Source organism: Allobosea sp. 117, from assembly GCF_000702305.1.
In the GTDB taxonomy this organism is placed as follows: Bacteria; Pseudomonadota; Alphaproteobacteria; order Rhizobiales; family Xanthobacteraceae; genus Ancylobacter.
This window is the reverse complement of the sequence record NZ_JNLC01000010.1, coordinates 121,428-144,500: the sequence shown is the minus strand read 5'-3', so window position 1 is coordinate 144,500 and position 23,073 is coordinate 121,428. Positions and strand designations below refer to the sequence as shown.

Annotated in this window: 14 protein-coding genes and 1 tRNA gene; 8 read left to right on the top strand and 7 right to left on the bottom strand. The window is 68.3% G+C overall.

Annotated features, from left to right (window positions below; translation table 11 throughout):
* Positions 1 to 317: 317 nt before the first annotated feature.
* Complete coding sequence (locus U742_RS0102725) at positions 318 to 8,039, top strand: hypothetical protein (RefSeq protein WP_156034109.1); 7,722 nt, start codon at positions 318 to 320, stop codon at positions 8,037 to 8,039.
* A 197-nt stretch (positions 8,040 to 8,236) separates the two neighbouring features.
* On the opposite strand, the gene U742_RS0102720 is transcribed toward U742_RS0102725, so the two are convergent.
* The 5 genes from U742_RS0102720 to U742_RS0102700 form a co-directional block, all read right to left on the bottom strand.
* A complete protein-coding gene (locus tag U742_RS0102720) occupies positions 8,237 to 9,349 on the bottom strand; it encodes an ABC transporter permease (protein ID WP_029349800.1) in 1,113 nt (370 codons plus the stop codon).
* A 2-nt stretch (positions 9,350 to 9,351) separates the two neighbouring features.
* Positions 9,352 to 12,159, bottom strand: a complete 2,808-nt coding sequence (rbbA, locus tag U742_RS0102715; RefSeq protein ID WP_029349799.1) for a ribosome-associated ATPase/putative transporter RbbA — start codon at positions 12,157 to 12,159, stop codon at positions 9,352 to 9,354.
* A complete protein-coding gene (locus tag U742_RS0102710; protein ID WP_156034144.1) occupies positions 12,156 to 13,223 on the bottom strand; it encodes an HlyD family secretion protein in 1,068 nt (355 codons plus the stop codon). Before U742_RS0102710 ends, rbbA begins: the two co-directional genes overlap by 4 nt.
* Positions 13,224 to 13,442: 219 nt before the next feature.
* Positions 13,443 to 14,369 (bottom strand): glycosyltransferase family 4 protein, encoded by a 927-nt coding sequence (locus U742_RS0102705; protein WP_197028154.1) that lies wholly within the window; start codon positions 14,367 to 14,369, stop codon positions 13,443 to 13,445.
* A gap of 340 nt (positions 14,370 to 14,709) precedes the next feature.
* Positions 14,710 to 14,794 (bottom strand) — tRNA-Leu (locus U742_RS0102700).
* Between the two features lie 369 nt (positions 14,795 to 15,163).
* On the opposite strand from U742_RS0102700, the gene U742_RS0102695 reads away from it, so the two are divergent.
* A complete protein-coding gene (locus U742_RS0102695) occupies positions 15,164 to 16,120 on the top strand; it encodes a complex I NDUFA9 subunit family protein (RefSeq protein ID WP_248310277.1) in 957 nt (318 codons plus the stop codon).
* A gap of 38 nt (positions 16,121 to 16,158) precedes the next feature.
* On the opposite strand, the gene U742_RS0102690 is transcribed toward U742_RS0102695, so the two are convergent.
* Positions 16,159 to 16,965 (bottom strand): undecaprenyl-diphosphate phosphatase, encoded by an 807-nt coding sequence (locus tag U742_RS0102690; RefSeq protein WP_029349795.1) that lies wholly within the window; start codon positions 16,963 to 16,965, stop codon positions 16,159 to 16,161.
* A gap of 231 nt (positions 16,966 to 17,196) precedes the next feature.
* Between U742_RS0102690 and U742_RS0102685 the strand changes: the two genes are divergently transcribed.
* The 6 genes from U742_RS0102685 (at position 17,197) to pheT (ending at position 22,759) form a co-directional block, all read left to right on the top strand.
* On the top strand, positions 17,197 to 18,033 hold the full coding sequence (locus U742_RS0102685; RefSeq protein WP_081852782.1) for an SH3 domain-containing protein: 837 nt from the start codon (positions 17,197 to 17,199) through the stop codon (positions 18,031 to 18,033).
* Between the two features lie 220 nt (positions 18,034 to 18,253).
* Positions 18,254 to 18,454: a 50S ribosomal protein L35 gene (rpmI, locus tag U742_RS0102680; RefSeq protein WP_029349793.1), complete on the top strand. Its 201-nt coding sequence runs from the start codon at positions 18,254 to 18,256 to the stop codon at positions 18,452 to 18,454.
* A 33-nt stretch (positions 18,455 to 18,487) separates the two neighbouring features.
* The gene (gene rplT, locus U742_RS0102675; protein ID WP_029349792.1) at positions 18,488 to 18,856 is read left to right on the top strand and encodes a 50S ribosomal protein L20; all 369 of its coding nucleotides are present in this window, start codon (positions 18,488 to 18,490) and stop codon (positions 18,854 to 18,856) included.
* A 135-nt stretch (positions 18,857 to 18,991) separates the two neighbouring features.
* The gene (gene pheS, locus U742_RS0102670; protein ID WP_029349791.1) at positions 18,992 to 20,092 is read left to right on the top strand and encodes a phenylalanine--tRNA ligase subunit alpha; all 1,101 of its coding nucleotides are present in this window, start codon (positions 18,992 to 18,994) and stop codon (positions 20,090 to 20,092) included.
* Between the two features lie 21 nt (positions 20,093 to 20,113).
* Positions 20,114 to 20,350, top strand: a complete 237-nt coding sequence (locus U742_RS23090) for a hypothetical protein (RefSeq protein ID WP_029349789.1) — start codon at positions 20,114 to 20,116, stop codon at positions 20,348 to 20,350.
* 3 nt (positions 20,351 to 20,353) lie between these two features.
* On the top strand, positions 20,354 to 22,759 hold the full coding sequence (pheT, locus tag U742_RS0102660) for a phenylalanine--tRNA ligase subunit beta (RefSeq protein ID WP_029349788.1): 2,406 nt from the start codon (positions 20,354 to 20,356) through the stop codon (positions 22,757 to 22,759).
* A 21-nt stretch (positions 22,760 to 22,780) separates the two neighbouring features.
* On the opposite strand, the gene U742_RS0102655 is transcribed toward pheT, so the two are convergent.
* A complete protein-coding gene (locus tag U742_RS0102655) occupies positions 22,781 to 23,059 on the bottom strand; it encodes an FAD-dependent oxidoreductase (RefSeq protein ID WP_029349787.1) in 279 nt (92 codons plus the stop codon).
* Positions 23,060 to 23,073 lie beyond the last annotated feature (14 nt).

Here is a 23,073-nt window from a genome sequence, read left to right as displayed (position 1 = left end):
CGATCTGCATGCACACAAATGTCTCGCGTGGCAGAAATGGCACGATCATCGTGGATTTCTGGCGGTGAATCGATCTCGCCGACGCAGCGGAAAATCCGATATCCGCGCTTAACCATCTGAGATTAAGCCCATTTTTTGATGCAACCCAGACGATTGCTTCGCAGCATGACGAAGCGGGACCCTCTCCGGACCTCCGGCACGCGCTTGTCGGTGCGTTTGCGCTTGGATAGGTTCAACCTGCGAGAGTGGGCTGTCCGTGGGGGGCGTCTCGTTTCTCGTCGTAGCATTTGGTGTGCCGCATCGGGGGCGGGGGGCGCATGACGAGTTCCAAGCGTTTGTCACGGGTGAACAACGGACAGCCGCAGAAGCAGGTCCGGACACCCGTACTGGGAGAGGCCCAGCCTTTTGCGAAGCGCACCGTCGGACGGGCGCCACTTCTGCTCGGCACGGCACTTGCCACCGTGCTGTTCGGCCTGACACTCGCGCCGCATCGCGCGCTGGCGGATTGCTCGGACGGCATCGGGCCGGGCCCCGACACCGACATGACCTGCGACGGTACCGACAATGACGGCGGTATCTTCTACGGCGACGACGAAAGCGCCTCGGCGACGATCGAGAACGGCGCGGTCGTCACCAACAACGACGATGGCGACCTCGCGATCGCCGGCGGCCTGGAGAACGGCAGCGGCCACAGCGCGACGGTGAATGTCGGCTCGAACGTCCAGTTGCTCGGCAATGTCGGCGGCGTCGGCGTGCGCAACTCGGCCCGCGACGGCGAAGACCCCACCACCAATGCCAGCCTCGTCTACAACGGCAATGGCGGCAGCACGCTGGTTCAGGGCGGCAATATCGGCGTGGTGCTGCAGAACCGGAGCTCGGGAACGGCGACGTTCAACAATTTCGGCTCCAACAACACCTACCGGTCGACCAATATCGACACGGATCCCGAAAATACGAAGATCATGGGCGTCGGCGTGATCGCCGCCTCCGGAACCGCCACCTTCAACAATAGCGGCTCCGGTCTCTTCATCTCCGGCAACGACGTCGGCATGCTCACCCTGAGCCAGAGTGGCAATGCCGTCTTCAACAATTCCTCGAACGCCACCTTCCAGGCCGGGGCGAACATCGAAGGCTCGATCGGCGGCGCGGTGATCTCCCAGGGCGGCACCGCCGACTACAACAACACGGGCTCGGTCACCGCCTCGGGCAACAAGGCGGGCCTCGTCGTCGTCGTCGATACCGGCAGCGGCAATGCCGACTACAGCAGCACCGGGGGCGGCTCGAACAATTTCCAGGCGACCGGCACCGGCGGCGTGGCGCTGGGCGTGATCGTCCAGAACGGCAGCGGCGACGCGCTCTACAACAACACCAAGACCACCACGGTCACCGCGACGGGCACCGATTCCGGCGGCATCGCGGTGCTCAACGTCGACGATCCCGACGGCGGCTCGGGCTCGGGCGATGCCAGCTACGTCAATTCCGGCTTCACCGACGTCACCGCGACCAATACCGGCTCGGTCGGCATCGGCGTGATCTCGGAGCACGGCTCCGCCAGCTACCAGAACAACGGCGCCACCACCCTGTCCGACGGCTCCGCGGCCGGCATCGCGGTGCTGGCGACCGGCGGCGGCGGCGGCGCCAGCTATTCGAGCTCTGGCAGCACGACCGTGACGGCCGGCCAGGACAAGAGCGCGGGCATCATCGTCAACGTCACCGGCGGCTCCGGCAACGCCAGCTACACCAGCAGCGCCTTCACCAGCGTGACCAATGACGGCACCGGCTCGGTCGGCATCGGCGTGATCGCGGCCGATTCCGACGACGACCCGGCGCTGCAGAACTCGACCGGCAACGCCAGCTACACCAGCTCGGCCCAGACCATCGTGAACGCCACCGCCACCGGTTCGGCGGGCATCCTCGTCGTGTCGGCGCGCGGCACCGCGACCTACCAGAACAACAGCGGCGCCAGCGCGACGTCCAACGGCGCGCGGGCCGGCATCCTGGTCGCCGTCACCGACGCCGGCGGCAACGCGACCTACACCAACACCGGCACCACCACGGCCACCGCCACCGCGACCAACGGCACCGAGAACGGCGCCGGCATCCTGGTGAGCGTGGCCGGCGGCGCGGGCAGCGCCAGCTACACCAGCAGCGGCTCCACCACGGCGACCGCCACCGGCATCAACTCGGCCGGCATCCTGGTCTCCGCCGCCGATTCGACGACCAATCCGGCGCTGCCGGATTCGACCGGCAACGCCAGCTACATCAGCTCGGCCTTCACCAATGCCACCGCGACCAACACCGGCTCGGCCGGCATCCTGGTCTCGTCGGCGCGCGGCACCGCGACCTACCAGAACAACGGCGCCGCCACGGCGCAGGCCAGCGGCGCGCGGGCCGGCATCCTGGTCACCGTCACCGACGCCGGCGGCAATGCCAGCTACACCAACACCGGCACCACCGTCGCATCCGCGACCGAGGCCAAGGGCGCCGGCATACTGGTGAGCGTGGCCGGTGGTCCCAGCGATGCGCTCTACACCAGCAGCGGCTCCACAACCGCGGTCGCCAGCGGCATCAACTCGGCCGGTATCCTCGTCTCCGCCGCCGATTCGACGACCAACCCGGCGCTGCCGGATTCGACCGGCGACGCCAGCTATCTCAGCACGGCCTTCACCCAGGCCGTGGCCACCAATGGCGGATCGGCCGGCATCCTGGTCTCGTCGGCGCGGGGTGCGGCGACCTACCAGAACAACAACGGCGCCATGGCTTTCGCCAGCGGCGCGCGGGCCGGCATCCTGGTCGCGGTGACCGACGCCGGCGGCAATGCCAGCTACACCAATACTGGCGCCACCACCGCCTCGGCGAACGAGACCAAGGGCGCCGGCATCCTGGTGAGCGTCAGCGGCGGCGCCAGCGACGCGCTCTACACCAGCAGCGGCTCCACGACGGCGACCGCCACGGGCACCAACTCGGCCGGCATCCTCGTCACCGCCGCCGATTCGACCGATCCGCTGCTCCCGGATTCGACCGGCGACGCCAGCTACACAAGCACCGCCTCGACCTTCGCCTCCGCCACCAACACCGGCTCGGCCGGCATACTGGTCTCCTCCGCGCGCGGCGCGGCGACCTACCAGAACAACAACAGCGCGACCGCCGAAGCACATGGCGGACGGGCCGGCATCCTGGTCGCGGTGACCGACGCCGGCGGCAACGCCAGCTACACCAACACCGGCACCACCACCGCCAGCGCGCTCGAGACCAAGGGCGCCGGCATTCTGGTGAGCGTCAGCGGCGGCGCGAGCGACGCGCTCTACACCAGCAGCGGCTCGACCACCACCACCGCCACCGGCATCAATTCGGCCGGCATCCTCGTCTCCGCCGCCGACTCCACCGATCCCCTGCTGCCGCTCTCGACCGGCGACGCCAGCTACATCAGCACGGCCTTCACCCAGGCCACCGCGACCAACACCGGATCGGCCGGCATCCTCGTGACGTCGGCGCGCGGCACGGCGACCTACCAGAACAACAACGGCGCCACGGCGCAGGCCAGCGGCGCGCGGGCCGGCATCCTGGTCGCGGTGACCGACGCCGGCGGCAATGCCAGCTACACCAACACCGGCAACACCACCGCCTCGGCGAACCAGAGCGACGGCGCCGGCATTCTGGTGAGCGTCACCGGCGGCGCCGGCGACGCGATCTACTTGAGCAGCGGCATCACCAATGTCACCGCCGCCGGCACCAACGCCGCCGGCATCGCGGTGCTCGCCACGGATTCGACGACCGATCCAGCGCTGCCGCTCTCGACCGGCGACGCCAGCTATCTCAGCACGGCCTTCACCCAGGTGACGGCCACCAACACGGATTCCGGCGGCATCACCGTCGTCTCGACGCGCGGATCGGCGAGCTATGTGAGCACGGCCGGTTCCGACATCTCCGGCGCCCAGGCCGGCATCCTGATCACCACGCTGGATGGCACGGGCAGCGCGACCTATGTCAGCACGGCGACCGCCCTCGTCGACGCGGTCGAGCCCGATTCCAACGGCATCGTGGTCGCCTCCTCCGGCGGCAGCGCCGGCTATCTCAGCACCGGCGTGGGCACGCAGATATCCGGCGTGCTCAGCGCCGTCACCGTCGCCGGCCAGACCGGCATGAGCAGCTATCAGAGCACCGGCGCAACGCTCACCGGCTCGGCCGACGGCCTGCTGGTCGTCAACGAGTATGGCAACGTCTCGGTTCTCTCGAACGACACCATCGTCGGCACCAACGGCAACGGCGCCCGTATCGCCAAGGCCGGCTACGAGGGCGGCATCACCGCGGTGTTCGACGGCAGCACGACGGCGATGAACGGCGACGGCATCACCGTCGCGGCCGCCACCTCGAACCCCTATCCCGATTCCACCCCGGGCCCGGCCGGCCCCAGCATCCCGGCGCCGGCCGCGACCACCGTCGACTTCACCCTGAACGGCGCGGTCGACGCGACCCTCTCCGGCGTCAAGCTGGTCGCCTCCTCCGAATCGGAGGCCGGCCAGAACAGCGGCAACACCATCCTGACGGCGACGCTCGCCGGCACCTCCAGCGTGACCTCGGACGGCATCGCCGACGATGAGGCGGGCGTGCTCGCGCTCTCGCTCAGCACCACCGGCACCGCCGACATCACGCTGGCGCTCAACCAGGGCGACGGCGCAACCACCGGTGTCGTGCGCTCGGCCGGCAACGGCGTCGCCGCGATCGCCACCAGCCCGGCCGGCGGCATGTCCGACGTCGACATCCTCGGCAGCATCTTCGCCGGCAGGAACGGCCTCGTCGCCGCCCGCGAGGGCAATTTCGGCGGCGTCGACGTCTATCTCGGCCCCAACACCGTCATCGACGCCGGCGAGAACGGCGTCATCGCCTCGCAGGACAAGGGCAGCGGCGGCGTTGTCACCGTGCTCAGCGATGCCCGCATCATCGCCGGCGAATCCGGCCTGCTCGCCATCAATACGGGCGGCTCGGCGACCGCCACCACCAACAACCTGATCACCGCTCACGGCGATTTCGGCGCTGGCGTCACCACCGAGAACGGCGACGCGACGCTGATTGTCAACGCGGCGATCGACGGTGCGCCCGACACCGGCGCCGGCGCGATCGTCCAGGGCAACGGCAACATCTTTGTCGACATCAACGCCCCGGTCGACGCCAACACCACCGGCGTGATGGGCACCAGCATCGCCGGCACCGGCAATATCGACATCGACGTCGACGGCCGGATCCGCTCGGACGGCACCGGCATCCTGTCGGTGAAGAACGGCGACGGCGACACCACCATCGACGTGAACGCGGCCATCGGCGGCCTGTCGGCCGCGGCCACGGGCGCCAGCGGCATCCAGTTCACCGGGCTGCAGGGCTCGGGCGACGTCTCCATCGTCACCACGACGCAGGGCCAGATCAACGCTTCCGACTTCGGCATCACCGCGACCAAGGCGTTCAGCGACGGTAATGTGAACATCCTGACGAATGCCACGATCGAGGCCGGCACCACCGGCATCAACGTCAGCCAACTCGGCAGCAACGGCAATGTGCGTGTCGTCAGCACGCAGTCCATCACCGCCGGCCGGAGCGGCATCAACATCGAGTCGGCGAACGGCACCGGGCGGATCGACGTCAATTTCGCGCCCTTCCGCTCGATCACGGCCGGGCGCGACGGCATCGCCGCCACCAAGGACGGGCTGGGGACGGGCGGCATCAACGTCACCGTCGGCCAGCAGGCGACCATCCAGGCGGGCCGGGACGGCATATTCACCTCGAATGGCAGCCTGTTCGGCGACGTCAACGTGACGGTCGGCAACAACACCTCGGTGCAGGCCGGGCGTGACGGCGTGACCGCCCTCAACGAGGCGCGCAGCTCCTCCACCACCGTGCTGCTCGGCACCTCGACCACGACCCGCGCCGGCGACGAGGCCGTGGTGGCGAGCGCGGTCGACAACGTGCTGATCGACATCGGCGCGTCGAGCCTGGTGGCCGGCGACACCGACAACACGAACAGCGGCAAGGCGATAAACGTCACCGGCTCGACCAACGCCACGATCAACCTGAACGCCAATTCGACGGCGCTCGGCTCCGGGCAAGGCTTCGGCGACGCGGTCGTCTCGATCGCCAGCACCAACAGCGCGGTGTTCAACATCAGCGCCGGTTCGCTGGTCACCTCCTGGTCCTATTTCCGGACCAGCCCGATCGCCGCGGCGAGCGACGCCGCCATCAACGCGACGGGCGGAGCGACGACGGTCAACAATTACGGCACGCTGTTCGGCCTCGTGTCGATGAGCAACCAGAACGACGTGCTGAACAACTTCAGCTCGAACACCTGGGTGACCGTCGGCGAGAACTATTTCGGCGGCGGCAACGACCTCGTGAACAATGTCGGCCGCACCGTCACCGCCATGCAGGGCGGCCTCGCCGAGAACACCTCGTTCCAGGGCCTCGAGACCTTCCAGAACGGCGACGGCGCGGGGCTGCAGGCCGGCACGCTCACCATGATCGACGGCGATACGCTCGGCATGACCGCGCCGCGCGACATCACCTTTACGAGCGGCGTGTTCCAGGCGATCACCGCCGGGCCGCTCGGCACGCCGGGCAACAGCCGGCTCGAGGTCGACGCCTATCTCGGCGGCCCGGGTACGACGGCCGACCGCCTGGTCATCGGCGGCCTCGACGTCAACGGCAATCCGGTCTCCAACGACACGCTGGTCACCCTCGGCCAGACCGAGATCTTCATCGCCGACAAGAACGCCGGCGGCGTGGGCGCGTTCAACCCGGACGGCATCCTGGTCGTCCAGATCCAGAACGGCGCCACCATCGGCAAGAACGACCCGAACGGCGCGACGCCGAGCTTCCTGATCTCGCCGGACACCCCGAACTGGGATTCGAAGTTCGGCGGCGTGCTGGAGAAGGGCCTGTTCTTCTACGACATCCTGGTCGGCAGCCTCGACGGCGGCCTGACCAACGACGTCTTCCTGGTCGGCGTGCCCGACCACGAGGTGTTCGAGATGCCGGTCTTCGTCACCGGCGCGCAGAACATCTGGTATGAGACCTCCGGCCTCTGGCTCGACCGCCAGGCCGACCTGCGCAGCGTGCTGATCAACCCGACCATCGTGCCGGGCGCCACCATCGTCACCAAGGACGCCGGCATCGTGAAGGCGCCGCCGCTCGTCCAGAAGGGCATCGACGGGCCGGGCGTGTGGATGAAGGCGCTGGGCAGCTGGGCCGACCGTGAGGCCAGCTCGACCTACCAGATCATGAACGGCACCTACACCTACGACACCAGCTACAACCAGCACACCTACGGCCTGATCGGCGGTATCGACCTCGGCAAGACCACCGACACCTCCACCTGGATGTTCGGCGTGATGGCCGGCTACATCTCGTCCAGCCTGAACTTCAAGGCCTCCGAGACCTCCGGCGCCTATACCGGCGGCACGGTCGGCCTCTACGGCACCTACATCAATGGCGGGTTCTTCATCGACGCGCTGGCCAAGGCCGACATTCTGAAGCTGGACTACAACGTTCCGTCGCTGGCCAACATCGACTACACGGGCGAGAAGGTCGACAGCAACACCTACGGCTTCACCATCGACAGCGGCTACCGCTTCGACATGGGCAACAAATCCTTCGTCGAGCCGGTCGCCACCTTCTCCTATGCCACCGTCGACATGGGCAACCTGAAGGGCATCACCGACACCGATGTGAGCTTCGACGGCGAGAGCACCCGGGCGAGCCTCGGCCTGCGGGTCGGCGGCAATCTCTACGAGTCCGACGCCTACTGGGTCGAGGCCTCCGGTACCGCCCGCCTCTGGTACGAATTCGACGGCGACAACACCGCCCTGATCATCAACCCCGGCGCGCCCTTCACGGCGGTGGACGACTTCGGCGGCGCCTTCGGCGAGTTCACCGGCAGCCTCAACTGGTTCGGCCGGACCAACGGGCTCTCCGCCTTCGCCAATGGCAGCGTCAAGTTCAACAACGACTACACCGCCGGCGCCGCGCAGTTGGGCGTGCGCTACCAGTGGTGACGACTGCCGCCTAAGAGCGGCTTGCGAGCAGAACTCCCGAACGCCGCGCGGCCCGCCCGCGCGGTGTTTGTGTTTTCCGGGCCGACCGCCTTTCCGGCGCCTGAGGGGAAGCAGCGAACGAAACGCCGGCATGTCTCCCGACACGGGCCGGTAAGCGCCGCGACCGAAGGCGCATCGCGGTACGGATGCCCGACGGCCTAGCGCAGGAACTTCCTGAAGCGGCGAAGCGAGAAGAAGAACAGCACGCTCGCTATGACCAGCAGCGCGAGGAATTGCGGCCAGACCACATCGAGCCCGGCGCCGCGGAACAATATGGCCTGCGCCAGCATGACGAAATGCGTGTTCGGCGCCGCCAGCATGATGTCCTGAATGATCTGCGGCATGCTCTCGCGCGGCGTGGTGCCGCCGGACAGCACCTGCAGGGGCAGCAGCACGAGCATCAGCAGCAGCCCGAATTGCGGCATCGAGCCGGCGACCGTCGCCAGGAAGATGCCCATGCAGGTGGTCGCGAAGAGGTGCAGCGCCGCGCCGAACAGGAACAGGGTCAGCGAGCCGTTGATCGGCACATGCAGCGCTCCCTGCACCACGAAGATCAGCGACACGGCGGACGCGACGAGCACCACCAGCCCCATCGACCAGACCTTGCTCACCATGATCTCGGTCGGCGTGACCGGCATGACGAGGAGATGCTCGATCGTGCCGTGCTCGCGCTCCCGGATCAGCGCCGCGCCGGTGAGGACGATGGCCAGCATGGTGATCGACGAGATCACGTTGGTCACCGCGCCGAACCAGCCCTTGTTGAGCTCCTGATTGAAGCGCGACCTCAGAACCAGGCTGACCGGCACGGCGCTGTCGCCGCGATAGTGGTTGAGGAACTCGCTCACCTCTCCGGAAACGATGGACTGGACGTAGCCGCCGCCGGAAAAGGCCTGCGACATCCGCGTGGCGTCGACGTTGAGCTGGATGGTCGGCGATCGGCCGGCGAGAAGATCGCGCTGGAAGTTCGGCGGGATATCGAGCGCGAAGGTGTCGAGCCCGGCGTCCATCCGCCGGTCCATCTCATGCTGCGAGATGAGGCTCGGCACCGAAAAATAGGGCGGATAGAACGCGGTGACGATGCGCGCGGAGACCGGCGACTGGTCCTCGTCGACGATGCCGATCGCCGCCCGGTTGAGGGTTTCCGGCATCGCCGTCGACGCGGTGTAGATCGACACGGTGAAGGAATAGACGATCAGCACCAGCAGCATGGGATCGCGCCACAGGCCGCGCAGTTCCTTGATCCCGAGCTCAACCACATTGGCAACGCGCATGGTCAGGCCGCCTGCTTTCTGAGGAAGGCGGCGCCGCAGCCGAGCAGCACGGGGCCGGCGATGAGCAGCGGAACAAGGCTGCCCGCGAGATCCTGAAAGCCGAGCCCCTTCGAGAAGGTGCCGCGCGCGATCGTCACGAAATAGGCGGTCGGATAGATTTGCCCGATGAAAGCGCCGGCGCCCTCGAGCGAGGAGACCGGATCGATCATGCCGGAATATTGCACGGCCGGGATGAGCGTGATGAGCGCGGTTCCGAAGATGGCGGCGATCTGGCTGCTCATGAAGGTCGAGATCAGAAGCCCGAGACCGGTGGCGGCGAAGACGTAGAGCAGCGCGGCCACGCTCAGGGTGAGCAGGCTGCCGGTGAACGGCACTCGGAACGCGAACACCGCGAACGCCACCAGCATCACGAAGTTCAGCATGCCGAGCGCGACATAGGGCATCTGCTTGCCGACCAGGAACTCCATCCGCGTGACCGGGGTGACGTAGAAATTGATGATGGAGCCGAGCTCCTTCTCCCGCACCACGCTGAGCGCGGCGAGCATGGCCGGGATCATCATGAGCAGCAGCGGTATGACCGCCGGCACGATCGCCACCAGGCTTTCGATGCCGGGGTTGTAGCGGTAGCGGATGGCGATCTGGAAATCGCCGATGATGGCGGCGTCGCCGTAGAGCTCGCGCGCCTTCTGCGTCAGCCAGGCGGTATGCATGCCCTGCACGTAGCCGCGCACGGTCTCCGCCCGCGTCGGCATGGCGCCGTCGATCCAAGCGGCGATCTCGACCGTCTTGTGGCCGCGCGCGACATCGCGCCCGAAGCCCGGCGGTATCTCGATCGCGAGGCTGAGCTCGCCGTCGCGCATGCGCCGGTCGAGATCGGCATAGTCGCGGATCGGCGCCTTCTCGGTGAAGTAGCGCGAACCGGCGATCTGCAGGGCGTAGTCCCGGCTCAGCGTCGTGTCGTCGCGATCGAGCACGGCGAAGGAAAGGTTCTCGACATCCATGTTGATGCCGTAGCCGACCACGAACATCAGGATCACGCTGCCGAGGATGGCAAGGGTGGCGCGGATCGGATCGCGCCGCAGCTCGAGCGTCTCCCGCCGCGTGTAGGCGAACATGCGCCGCAGATCGAAGAAGCGGCGTGGCTGCGAAGGCGGGGCGATCGACGAAGGCGCCTCCGCCACCGATTTCGCAGCGACCGCCTCCGCCGCGCCCGGCTGAACCGCCGGCGCGGGCACCTGCTGCTCCCGGATCGCATCCTCCAGATAGGCGATGAACGCCTCCTCGAGCGAACGCGTCGCGCGCTTCTCGACGATCGCGGCGGGCGTGTCGCTGACCAGCACCTTGCCGGCATGCATCAGCGAGATCCGGTCGCAGAGCTCGGCCTCGTTCATGAAGTGGGTGGAGACGAAGATCGTCACATTGTCCTTGCGGGACAGCTCGGACAGCATCTGCCAGAAGGCGTCGCGGGCGATCGGATCGACGCCCGAGGTCGGCTCGTCGAGGATCAGCATGTCCGGCGCATGGATCATCGCGACTGCGAGCGACAGCCTCTGCCTGATGCCGAGCGGCAGGGCGTCCGGCAGCGCGTCCATGACCTCCACGAGGCCGAAGCGCCGGGCCATCTCGTCGATGCGCGCGGGGATTGTGGCCGGCGGCATGCGGAACAGACGGGCGTGCAGGTCGAAGTTCTGCCGCACCGTCAGCTCGGAATAGAGCGAGAAGGCCTGGCTCATATAGCCGACGCGCCGGCGCACCTCGATGTCGTTCGGATCGACCACATGGCCGAACAGGCGCGCGACGCCCTCCGTTGCCGGCAACAGACCCGTCAGCATCTTCATGGTGGTGGTCTTGCCGCAGCCATTGGAGCCGAGGAAGCCGAAGATCTCGCCGCGCGGAATGCGGAAACTGACGTCGTCGACCGCCGTGAAGGTGCCGAAGCGCATGGTGAGGTGCTCGGCCTCGATGGCGATGTCGTTATTCGCACCCGTCGGTCGCGGCGGGATGACCACCTGCTGATGGCCGCGGCGCCGCTCCTCGGGCAGGAGAGCGATGAAGGCCGCGTCGAGCGTGGCGGTGCCGGTCTGCTGCAGGAGCTCGGCCGGCGTGCCGGTTGCGAGGATGCGTCCGCCATCCATGGCGACGAGCCAGTCGAAGCCCTGCGCCTCCTCCATATAGGCGGTGGCCACGATCACGCTCATGCGGGGGCGCTCGCGCCTTATGTCGTCGATCAGCTCCCAGAACTGCCGGCGCGACAGCGGATCGACGCCGGTCGTCGGCTCGTCGAGGATCAGAAGATCGGGATCGTGGATCAGCGCGCAGCACAAGCCGAGCTTCTGCTTCATGCCGCCTGACAACTTGCCGGCGGGGCGCTCCGCGAACGGATCAAGCCCCGTGGCCCGCAGCAATTCGCCGATCCGCCGCTCCCGCTCCGCCCTGTCCTGGCCGAACAGGCGCGCGAAGAACTCGACATTCTCGAACACGGAGAGGGTCGGATAGAGATTCTTGCCGAGCCCCTGCGGCATATAGGCGATGCGCGGGCAACTGAGCCGCCGGTGCGTCGCATCGGCGATGTCGCCGCCGAGGACCTCGACCCGCCCCTTCTGGACCACATGGGCGCCGGCGAGCAGCGACAGGAGGCTCGACTTGCCGACGCCGTCCGGGCCGATCAGGCCGACCATCCGTCCGGACGGTATCGTCAGATGGATATCGTCGAGCGCCTGCGTCCTGCCATAGGCGAGGCTGACCGCTTCGAGACGCGCGACCGGCGCCGCCGCGCCCCTCGCGCCCGGCTCGTCGGACAGGCCGCTCATTGGACCAGCGTCTCGTTCAGGCTCGCCGGCCACTCGACCTTGGGGTCGAGCCGCACATAGGCCATGCCGGGAAGCCCGGTCTTGACGTGCTGGATGTGCTTGCGCAGCAGCTCGGGCGGGATCCGCGCCTTGATCCGGAACATCAGCTTCTGACGCTCCTCCTCCGTCTCCACCGTCTTCGGCGTGAACTGGGCGACGTCGGCCACGAAGCTGACCTTGGCGGGGATGACATATTGCGGGGCAGCGTCGAGCACGAGCCGCACCTCCGCGCCGATGGCGATGCGGCCGGCCTGCGCGGTCGGGAGGAAGAACGTCATGTAGACGTCCTCCAGATCGACGAGGTTCAGCACGCGCCCGCCGGCGGAGAGCACCTCGCCCGGCTGCGCGACCCGGTACTGCACGCGCCCATCACGGGGCGAGACCAGCGTGCTGTCGTCGATATCGGCGACGATGCTCTCGATGGCCGCGCGCGCCGCGTCCACGGCGGCCTCGGCGTCCACCACCGTGGCCTTGGCGGACCCGATCGCCGCGTCGGCCGCCGAGAGCTGCGCCTGCGCCGCGGCGACGGCCGCCTTGCCGCTCTCCTCGCTCGCGCGGTCGTCGTCCACGGTCTGCTGCGAGACCGCGTTCGTCTTCACCAATTGGGAGGACCGGGCGAGCCGCTTCTCCGCCGCGTCAAGCTCGGCCTGCCGCTGTGCGATGGTCGCCTCGGCGACGGTGCGCTCCGCCTCGCGCTGCGCCACGAGGCTTTTCGCCGTGTCGACCGAGATCAGGGCGCGCTTCAACTGCGCCTCCGCCTGCCGGCGCTGCGCCTCGAGCTGGACCGTGTCCATGCGGGCGAGCACCTTGCCCGCCGTGACGAAGTCGCCCTCGTCGACCAGGATTTCCTTTATGCGGCCGGCGACCTTGGTCGACACGTCGATCTCGACCGCCTCGATCCGTCCGTTGCCGCTCACGATGCCGTCGGGCAATCCGGTTCCGGCATAGAGCCGCCAGCCATAATAGGCTCCCCCGATGGCCACGGCACCGAGCACCGCCAGAATCCAGCCCTTCGTCGGTTTCATCATGCTCCCATCCCTGGCTCGGCAACCGGAACGGGCCGCATCTGCGTGACCGGCATGCGTGTCTCTCGCTCTTGATGCGATGCACTGCCCCCCGACGCCTATCAGTAAGCTGCCGGGAGGTAATCGGCCATCCGCATTTCTTCGCTTGCCGATGATCGGGGATGCCGATAGCCGGGCGCTGGGCAGAGCGTTCTGGAAGCGATTCCGGGAAGGCGCCGGTCAGGCGAAATGTTTCTCGAAGGTCGCGACATAGGCGTCGCGGGTCCGCTCCCAGGTGAAGGCCGAGGCGAAATCGCGCCGTCGCGCCCTGGCATCCGGCTCGTCCGCATCCTCCAGCAACCGCGCCATGGCAGCGGCGATATCGGCGACGCTGCGGGGGTCCACCAGATGCGCATCCGGCGGGCTGATCTCCGGCATGGCCGTCGTCGCCGCCGTCAGGATCGGGCTTCCGCACGCGGCGGCCTCGAGGATCGGCAGGCCGAACCCTTCATAGAGCGAGGGGAACACGAGCCCGGCCGCCCCGGTATAGAGGCTGGCGAGCTCGGCATCGGAAACGGGACCGGCATGCACCACCCCGTCCATCGGCGCCCCGGAAGCCTGTGCATCCGCAAAGACGCGCGGATTGGCGAGCCGGCCGAACGTCACCAGCCTTGCCTCGGGAAAACGGGGATGAATCTGCGCCCAGGCCTCGAGCACGCGGGCGGTGTTCTTGCGCGGGTCGGAGCCGAGAAAGGCCACGAGATAGGGGCCGTCCACCCCGATGCGTGAACGCAGCGCCGCGACGGCATCCTGCGGCTGGGGCGCGAAATTCGGGCTCACCCCCGAATGAATGGTGGTGACGCGATCGGGGTGCGCCCGGTAATGCTCGATCAGGCGCTGCCGGGTGAACTCGGACACCGTGATCAGGTGTCGCGCGCTGCCCGCGAGCCTGCGGGTGATCTGATCGTAGAGGGTCGAGAAGCTCGACGAGAACCACTCCCTGCCGTCGACGAAGGCGATGTCGTGCACGGTGACGATGTGGTTGGGATGAAAGACCGGCCCGCTGGTGGAGGGGCTCCAGAGCCGCTTGTCCCACGTCTTCAGCAGCAGCGGCCCCTGCTCCCACAGATGGCCGCGAACGCCCGAGGCGGCGCCGTGCGGCGCCACCGGAATCGCGGACGGCAGCCGCGTGATTATTTCCTCGGCGACACGCCTCTGACCATTCGACGCGACGGACAGGACACGCGCATTCACATGAACCGGCGTCATGCCTCAGCCCGCAGAACCCAAAGAGAAACGATACCGAACGCCCGACCCGACCGGCGTCGCTGCGGTTGGCAGGCCACAGGTCGGGATTTCACGACGATAGCATAAGCGAGAGCTTGCCTACCGTTCGAAGGCAAGCATGTCGGCCGCAATGCCTGCCATGCACCGTCCACCGCCCAGCCCAGCCCGCTCCGGCAGCGACCGAGAACACCCTCAATTGGGAAAGCGGGCGGGAAATGAATGGTGCCCAGGAGAGGACTCGAACCTCCACGGTGTTACCCACTGGTACCTGAAACCAGCGCGTCTACCAATTCCGCCACCTGGGCACGTGCGATCACGCACGGCGGCGACACATAGTCGGGGGCCGGGAGGCTTGTCAACGAGGCTTTGCCGCCGCGCCGGGAAAACATTCCGAATTCCCGCGAAAAGCCGCCTTGCGCACGGCGGCGGGCCACGTACCGCTCCGGTCCCGCGGCCGGATCGGGCACGCGCACGGCTCCGACTCGGTGCGGCGGCGCAGCCGCCCGCGCCAAATCGGCGCTGCCGGTCGTGCCCGGCTCTGCGGCGCTGGACGGGGAAACGGGCGCGCGCTAATCGTCGAGCGGACAAAGGGGAACGCGATGGTCGACGCCACCACCATGCTGGAAGAGCTGCCGCTGCCGGACGAAGCCACTCTGGTGCGCCGCGCCGCGCCGATGGAGCGCATGGTCACCGTCTATGGCGGCTCCGGCTTCATCGGGCGTCACGTGGTGCGCGCGCTGGCGCGCCTCGGCTGGCGGGTGCGCGTCGCGGTCCGCCGGCCTGACCTCGCCGGCCATCTGCAGCCGCTGGGAATCGTCGGCCAGATCAATCCGATACAGGCCAATCTGCGCTATCCCGCCTCGGTGCTGCGTGCCGCCGAAGGTTCGGAGGTCATCGTCAATCTCGTCGGCATCCTTCAGGAGGGAGGCCGGCAGAGCTTCGAGGCCGTGCAGTCCTTCGGCGCGCGCCAGGTGGCTCAGGCGGCGCGCGAAGTCGGCGCGCGGCTTGTCCATGTCTCGGCGATCGGCGCCGATGCCGCCTCCGAATCGGTCTATGCCCGCACCAAGGCGGCGGGCGAGGCGGCCGCCTTCGAGGCGGTGCCGGAGGCGGTGGTGATGCGCCCCTCCATCGTGTTCGGCCCGGAGGACGATTTCTTCAACCGCTTCGCCGCGCTGGCACGGCTGGCGCCGGCCCTGCCGCTGATCGGCGGCGGCCACACGCGCTTCCAGCCGGTGTTCGTCGGCGACGTCGCCGACGCCATCGCCAAGGCGGTCGACGGCAAGGCCCCGCCGGAGCGCGTCTATGAGCTCGGCGGGCCGGAGGTGCGCAGCTTCCGCGAGCTGATGGAGCTGATGCTCAAGGAGATCGACCGCAAGCGCGCCCTCGTGCCCATCCCGTTCGGCGTCGCCTCGGTGATGGCCGGGGTCATGGAATGCCTGCCGAAGCCGATGCTGACGCGCGACCAGGTCAAGCTGCTGGCGCACGACAATGTCGTCTCGGCGGCGGCAGAGGCCGAGGGCCGGACGCTCGAAGGCCTCGGCGTCCCGCCGACCGCGCTCGGCGCCGTGCTGCCGGGCTATCTGTGGCGCTACCGCAAGGCCGGCCAGTTCACCCACCCCGAAGAGGCGTGAGCCGGCTCGGCCGGCCCTGAGCCGCTGGCGGCCGGCCTTCAGCCGACCAGCGCCAGGGCGACGAGCCCGATGCCGCCCACCGCGATGCGCCACCAGCCGAACGGCGTCAGGCCGTGGCGCGAGACGAAGGCGATCAGACTGCGCACCACCAGCACCGCCGCGAAGAAGGCGGCGACGAAGCCGACGACGATGATGATCCCGTCGTCGAAGGAAAGCACGTCGCGGTTCTTGTAGAGGTCGTAGGCGAAGGCGCCGGCCATGGTCGGCAGCGCCAGGAAGAACGAGAACTCGGCCGCCGCAGGCTTGCTCGCCCCCATCAGCAGGCCGCCGACGATGGTCGAGCCCGAGCGCGATACGCCCGGGATCATGGCGAGGCACTGGAACAGGCCGACGCGGAAGGCGAGCGAGGGCGGGAACGCCATGGCGTCGAGGAAGCGCGGCTTCAGCGTCACCGTGTCGATCCACAACAGCACGATGCCGCCGAGGATCAGCATCACGCAGATCAGCCCCGGCGATTCGAACAGCACGCTCTTGATGAAGCCGTGGGCGAGCGCGCCGATCACCGCTGCGGGCAGGAAGGCGATGAGGATGCCGAGGACGAAATTGCGCGAGCGCGCGCTCGACGGCAGCGTGATCAGCACGTGCCAGAAGCGCGAGAAATAGACCACAACGATGGCGAGGATGGCGCCGAGCTGGATCAGCACCTCGAAGGTCTTGCCGGTGCTTTCGAAGCCGAGGAAATGGCCGGCGAGCAGAATGTGGCCGGTCGAGGATACCGGGAGGAACTCGGTGAAGCCTTCGAGCAGGCCGAGCAGCAGCGCTTCGAGCAAAGTGCCGAATGTCATTGGCGGGGGATCCGGGAAAAGCGGCGGTGAGGGTTGGCAGCGGGCACGCAATGGTGTCTAGCAAGCCATCCTGTCTGCTTCGTGGACGTCAGGCAACGTGACGCAGCGTCGTGTTTCCGCCATTTCGGCGCGGTGGCAACATGTTGGCAACATGAAACCGCCTCACATCAAAGCGGAAATCACCGCGTCGGCGTCTAGAGTGCGCGTGGAGACACGCGGGTGGAGAGTGCGATGAGAAGATGGTTAGCCGGGGTGGGCCTCAGCCTGGCCCTCTCGGTGGGTGCTGGCGCCGCACAGGCGCAGGACGGCTTCGTTACCGCGAACGTCAATCTCAGATCGGGACCGAGCACCGCCTATCCGCCGGTGGCGGTGCTTCAGGCCGGAACGCCGCTCGAGGTGTTCGGCTGCCTGCAGGACATCTCCTGGTGCGATGTCGACTGGCGCGGCTATCGCGGCTGGGTCGCCGGCCGCTACGTCCAGTATGAGTATCGCGGGCGCCGCGTGATGCTGCCGGACTATGCGCCGACGGTCGGCGTGCCGATCGTCACCTTCGATTTCGACAATTACTGGGGGCGCTATTATCGCGGGCGTTCCTGGTACTCCACCTATGACCGCTGGGGACCGCCGCCGCCGCGCCGCGGGCCGCCTCCCGGAGGCTATTATCCGCCGCCCGGCGGTCCGGGCTATTATCCGCCGCCGCAGGGCTATCCGCCGAACTACCGGCCGCCGCAAGGCTACCCGCCGCAGGGCGGCTATCGTCCGCCTCAGGGTGGACCGCCGCCGCAGGGATACCCGCCGCCGAATTATCGGCCGCCGCAGGGCGGCCCCCCGCCGCAGACGCGGCCCCCGCAGGGCTATCCGCCGCCAAACTACCGGCCGCCTCAGGGTGGTCCGCCGCCTCAGCAGGGACGTCCGCCGCAGCCGCAGCCGCCGCAGGGCGGTCCGCCTCCGCAGCAGGGGCAGCCTCAGCAGGGCCGGCCGGCGCCGCGCTACACGCCGCCTCCGCAGGGCGGCAACCAGCAGCAGCGCATCTGTCCTTCGGGCGCGCCCTGCCCGCCGAACCAGTAGCCCGGCGGAGGCGAAACACCGGACGCCGCGCGCCACCGCGCGGCGTCCCCGCCTATGAAACGGCGCCTACCCTTGAAATTGCGGCCGCGCTCCTGTAGAGGGTGCGGCCTTCCGAACCGCCCGGCTAATCAGGGCTGCCGTGGCGGTTCGAACGCTCACACTAGCAATCAGGCTGGGTGGCCCCCTCGCGGGAGTGACGCCGGCCGTGGAGACGAGCCAAATGCCCAAGATGAAGACCAAGTCCGGAGCGAAGAAGCGCTTCAAGCTCTCCGGCACCGGCAAGGTGATCACCGCCCAGGCGGGCAAGCGCCACGGCATGATCAAGCGCACCACCAAGCAGATCCGGAACCAGCGCGGCACCACCGTCATGGCGGAGCCCGACGCGGTCGTGGTCCGGAAGTATTTTCTGCCCAACGGCTGACGCCAGCCCTTAGCCCGTACCAGGAGAATTCCCATGGCCCGTGTCAAGCGCGGCGTAACCTCCCATGCCAAGCACAAGAAGGTGCTGAAGGCTGCGAAGGGTTATTTCGGCCGCCGCAAGAATACCATCCGCGTCGCCAAGCAGGCGGTGGAGAAGGCGCAGCAATACGCCTATCGCGACCGCAAGGTGAAGAAGCGCAACTTCCGCGCCCTGTGGATCCAGCGCATCAACGCGGCGACCCGCGAGCTCGGCTTCACCTATGGCCGATTTATCGACGGTCTCGGCAAGGCCGGGATCGAGGTCGACCGCAAGGTGCTCTCGGACATCGCGATCCACGAGCCCGACGCCTTCAAGGCGCTGGTCGAGCAGGCCAAGGCCGCGCTGGAAAAGCAGGCCGCCTGATCTCCCGACCGCCGGGACCGAAAGCTGGAAAGCCCCGCGCGCGAGCGTTGGGGCTTTTCGCGTTGTTACCCCCTGCTTTGCGCCGGCATCCGGCCCCGCTATAAGCGCCGCGCAGCCGCCTTCTGAGGAATGTCCATGTCCGTCGCCGCCCTTCCCGACCTCGCCGCGCTGGAAGCCGAACTCACCGCCGCCATAGTGGCGGCCGCCGACGAGCCCGCGCTGGAAGCGGTGCGCGTCGCGGCGCTCGGCAAGAAGGGCTCGGTTTCCGAGCTCCTGAAGAGCCTCGGCGGCATGAGCCCGGAGGAGCGCAAGACCGCCGGCCCCGCCATCAACGGCCTGCGCGACCGGGTGGGCGAGGCGATCGCCGCCCGCCGCGCCGAACTCAAGGCTGCCGCGCTGGCGCAGCGGCTGGAGACCGAGCGCGTCGACGTCTCGCTCCCTGTGCGCGAGGCGCCGGCCGAAACGGGCCGCGTGCACCCGATCAGCCAGGTGGTGGACGAGCTCACCGCCATCTTCGCCGACATGGGCTTCTCGGTGGCCGAAGGCCCGGACATCGAGGACGACTTCCACAATTTCACCGCGCTGAACTTCCCCGAGGGGCACCCGGCGCGCGAGATGCACGACACCTTCTACCTGCCGACCAAGGAGGACGGCTCGCGGCTCGTGCTGCGCACCCACACCTCGCCGGTGCAGGTGCGCACCATGCTGTCATCGAGGCCGCCGATCCGCGTGATCTGCCCCGGCCGCACCTATCGCTCCGACAGTGACCAGACGCACACGCCGATGTTCCATCAGGTCGAGGGCCTCGTCATCGACAAGGGCTCGCATCTCGGCCACCTGAAGTGGATCCTCGAGGAGTTCTGCAAGGCGTTCTTCGAGGTCGACGGCGTGAAGATGCGCTTCCGCCCGAGCTTCTTCCCCTTCACCGAGCCGTCGATGGAGGTCGACATCCAGTGCGACCGCTCGCGCCCCGGCGAGATCCGCTTCGGCGAGGGCAATGACTGGCTGGAGATCCTCGGCTGCGGCATGGTGCACCCCAACGTGCTACGCAATTGCGGTCTCGACCCGGACGAATATCAGGGCTTCGCCTGGGGCATGGGGATCGACCGCATCGCCATGCTCAAATACGGCATGCCGGACCTGCGCGCCTTCTTCGAGGCGGATGTCCGCTGGCTCTCCCATTACGGCTTCCGCCCGCTCGACTTCCCGACGCTGGCGGGTGGGTTGAGCGCGTGATGCGATTAAACGGAGGCTGACGTGGCGTGGATCAAATCAGTTTCCCGAGTAGACTCAAAGGGAACCCTACAACCAACGCAAGTTGTTGCTCGGATAAAGGTTTTCGACACAGCCGGGTCAACTCGTATTGTGCAGATCGACACGCACGGCTCCGACGATCGGGAGAACCCCGGGAAGCTAAGCCAGACTATTCAACTGGGCGAAGAAGCAGCGAAAGAGCTGTTTGATGTCCTCAAAGAAACCTACGGGTTCAAGTAGACCATGAAATTCACCCTCTCCTGGCTGCGCGAGCATCTTGCCGGCGACTACACCCTGAATGACGTCACCGATGCGCTGAACCGCATCGGGCTGGAGGTCGAGGGCGTCGAGGACAAGGCGGCGAAGCTGAAGGGCTTCTCGATCGCCTATGTGATCTCCGCCGAACAGCATCCGAACGCCGACAAGCTGCGCGTCTGCATGGTCGACACCGGCTCGGGCGAGCCGGTGCAGGTGGTGTGCGGAGCGCCGAACGCGCGCACCGGCATGAAGAGCGTGTTCTCGCCGCCCGGCACCTACATCCCCGGCAAGGACATGACGCTCGGCATCGGCACGATCCGCGGCGTCGAGAGCCGCGGCATGCTGTGCTCGGCGGCCGAGCTCCAGCTCTCCGAGGACCATGACGGCATCATCGACCTGCCCGAAGACGCGCCGGTCGGCGTCTCCTATGTCGACTGGGCCGGCCTCAACGACCCGGTGATCGAGATCGCGGTGACACCGAACCGCGCCGATTGCCTCGGCGTCGCCGGCATCGCGCGCGATCTCGCCGCCGCCGGGATCGGCACGCTGGCGAGCCCGCGTTTCCTGCCGGTAGCCGGCCGCTTCGAATGCCCGGTCTCCATCGCCATCGCGGAGGGCGCGCCCTGCCCCGCCTTCGCGCTGCGGCTGATCAGGGACGTGCGGAACGGCCCCTCGCCGGACTGGCTGCATGCGAAGCTGCGCGCCGTGGGCCTGCGCCCGATCAACGCGCTGGTCGACGTCACCAACCTGATGACCATCGACCGCTCGCGCCCGCTGCACGTGTTCGACGCCGCCAAGGTGACGAGCCATCTCGTGGTGCGCCGCGCCCATGCCGGGGAGAGCCTGCTGGCGCTCGACGGCAAGACCTACACGCTCGACGAGACCATGTGCGTGATCGCCGACGCGCGCGGCGTCGATTCGCTCGCCGGCATCATGGGCGGCGAGGAGACCGGCTGCGACGAGACGACGACCGACGTGCTGGTCGAATCCGCGCTGTGGGAGCCGATCAACATCGCGCAGACCGGCCGAAAGCTCGGCATCAATTCGGATGCGCGCTTCCGCTTCGAGCGCGGCGTCGACCCGGCGATGATGCTGCCCGGGCTGGAGATCGCGACACGGCTGATCCTCGAGCTCTGCGGCGGCGAGGCGTCCGAGGTGGTGGTGGCCGGCACCGTGCCGGAGACGGCGCGGACCATCGACTTCCCGCTCGCCCTCACCGCCAAGCTCACCGGCCTCGAGGCGAGCGACGCCGAGCAGGTCGAAACGCTGGAGAAGCTCGGCTTCGGCGTCGCCGGCATCGGCGGCACCATCGAGGTGACGCCGCCTTCCTGGCGCGCCGACATCGAGGGCAAGGCCGATCTCGTCGAGGAGGTGGTGCGCATCATCGGCCTCGACCGCGTGCCCTCGACGCCCTTCCCGCGCGACGAGACGGCGCGCAAGCCGGTGCTGACCACGCTGCAGCTTCGCACCCGCAAGGCGAAACGCGCGCTCGCCGCCCGAGGCATGGTTGAGGCGGTCACCTGGTCCTTCGTGCCGAAGGCCGAGGCCGAGCTGTTCGGCGGCGGCGCGCCCGAGCTCGCGCTCGCCAACCCGATCGCCGCCGACCTCTCCGACATGCGCCCGAGCCTGCTGCCGGGCCTCGTGCGCGCGGCGCAGGCGAATGCCGACCGCGGCTATGACGACACCGCGCTGTTCGAGGTGGGCCAGGTGTTCCGGGGCGACCGCCCGCAGGACCAGTCCATGGTGGCGACGGGCCTGCGCCGCGCCACCGCCAGGCCGGCCGGCGCCGGCCGGCACTGGTCCGGCAAGGCCGGCCCGGTCGATGCCTTCGACGCCAAGGCGGACGCCACCGCGCTGCTTGCCGCCTGCGGCGCGCCGGTGGCCAATCTGCAGATCTCGACCGACGCGCCGGGCTGGTACCATCCCGGCCGTTCGGGGAGCTTCCGGCTCGGTCCGAACGTGATCGGCCATTTCGGCGAGCTGCATCCGGCGGTGCTGGAGGCGCTCGACGCCGAGGGTCCGCTGGTCGGCTTCGAGATCGTGCTCGACCGCATCCCCGAGCCCAAGGCGCGGGCGACGCGGGTGAAGCCGCTGCTGGAGCTCTCCGCCTTCCAGCCGGTCGAGCGCGACTTCGCCTTCATCGTGCCGCGCACGGTCGCGGCGGGCGACATGGTGAAGGCGGCGGCCGGCGTCGACCGCAAGCTGATCACCGCGGTGAACGTGTTCGACGTCTATGAAGGCCCCGGCATCGACGCCGACAAGAAGTCGGTCGCCCTCTCGGTCACCCTGCAGCCGCGTGAGAAGACGCTGACCGACGCCGAGATCGAGGCGGTGGCGGGCAAGATCGTGGCGGAAGTCGCGAGGAAGACCGGCGCGACGCTGCGCGGCTGAACACCGGAGGCTTAGCCCGGCTCAGGCCGGGCCGCCGGTGACCCGTATAGCCCGTTCCGCGGCGATCTCACCGGAAGCGAAGGCGCCGGCCAGCGTGCCCCAGCCGTCGAGCGAGGTGTACTCGCCGGCCAGCGTCAGCCGGCCGACCGGCTCGGCGAAGGCGCGACGCCCCGCGCCGGCGCCGGGCGTGCCGACCGCCATGGCGCCGCGGATCAGCGGATCGGTCGACCAGCGCGACACCGCGACCTTCTCCACCTTCGCCACGGCGGTGGCGCCGAACGAGGCGGCGCGGCTGAACACCGGAGGCTTAGCCC

What these genes read in the sequence shown, in the direction of transcription:
- U742_RS0102725 (WP_156034109.1), top strand. Translation starts at nt 318, where the DNA reads ATGACGAGTTCCAAGCGTTTGTCACGGGTGAACAACGGACAGCCGCAG.
- rbbA (WP_029349799.1), bottom strand. Translation starts at nt 12,159, where the DNA reads ATGAGCGGCCTGTCCGACGAGCCGGGCGCGAGGGGCGCGGCGGCGCCG.
- pheS (WP_029349791.1), top strand. Translation starts at nt 18,992, where the DNA reads ATGTCCGTCGCCGCCCTTCCCGACCTCGCCGCGCTGGAAGCCGAACTC.
- U742_RS0102685 (WP_081852782.1), top strand. Translation starts at nt 17,197, where the DNA reads ATGAGAAGATGGTTAGCCGGGGTGGGCCTCAGCCTGGCCCTCTCGGTG.
- U742_RS0102695 (WP_248310277.1), top strand. Translation starts at nt 15,164, where the DNA reads ATGGAGCGCATGGTCACCGTCTATGGCGGCTCCGGCTTCATCGGGCGT.
- rplT (WP_029349792.1), top strand. Translation starts at nt 18,488, where the DNA reads ATGGCCCGTGTCAAGCGCGGCGTAACCTCCCATGCCAAGCACAAGAAG.
- rpmI (WP_029349793.1), top strand. Translation starts at nt 18,254, where the DNA reads ATGCCCAAGATGAAGACCAAGTCCGGAGCGAAGAAGCGCTTCAAGCTC.
- U742_RS0102720 (WP_029349800.1), bottom strand. Translation starts at nt 9,349, where the DNA reads ATGCGCGTTGCCAATGTGGTTGAGCTCGGGATCAAGGAACTGCGCGGC.
- pheT (WP_029349788.1), top strand. Translation starts at nt 20,354, where the DNA reads ATGAAATTCACCCTCTCCTGGCTGCGCGAGCATCTTGCCGGCGACTAC.
- U742_RS0102690 (WP_029349795.1), bottom strand. Translation starts at nt 16,965, where the DNA reads ATGACATTCGGCACTTTGCTCGAAGCGCTGCTGCTCGGCCTGCTCGAA.
- U742_RS0102710 (WP_156034144.1), bottom strand. Translation starts at nt 13,223, where the DNA reads ATGAAACCGACGAAGGGCTGGATTCTGGCGGTGCTCGGTGCCGTGGCC.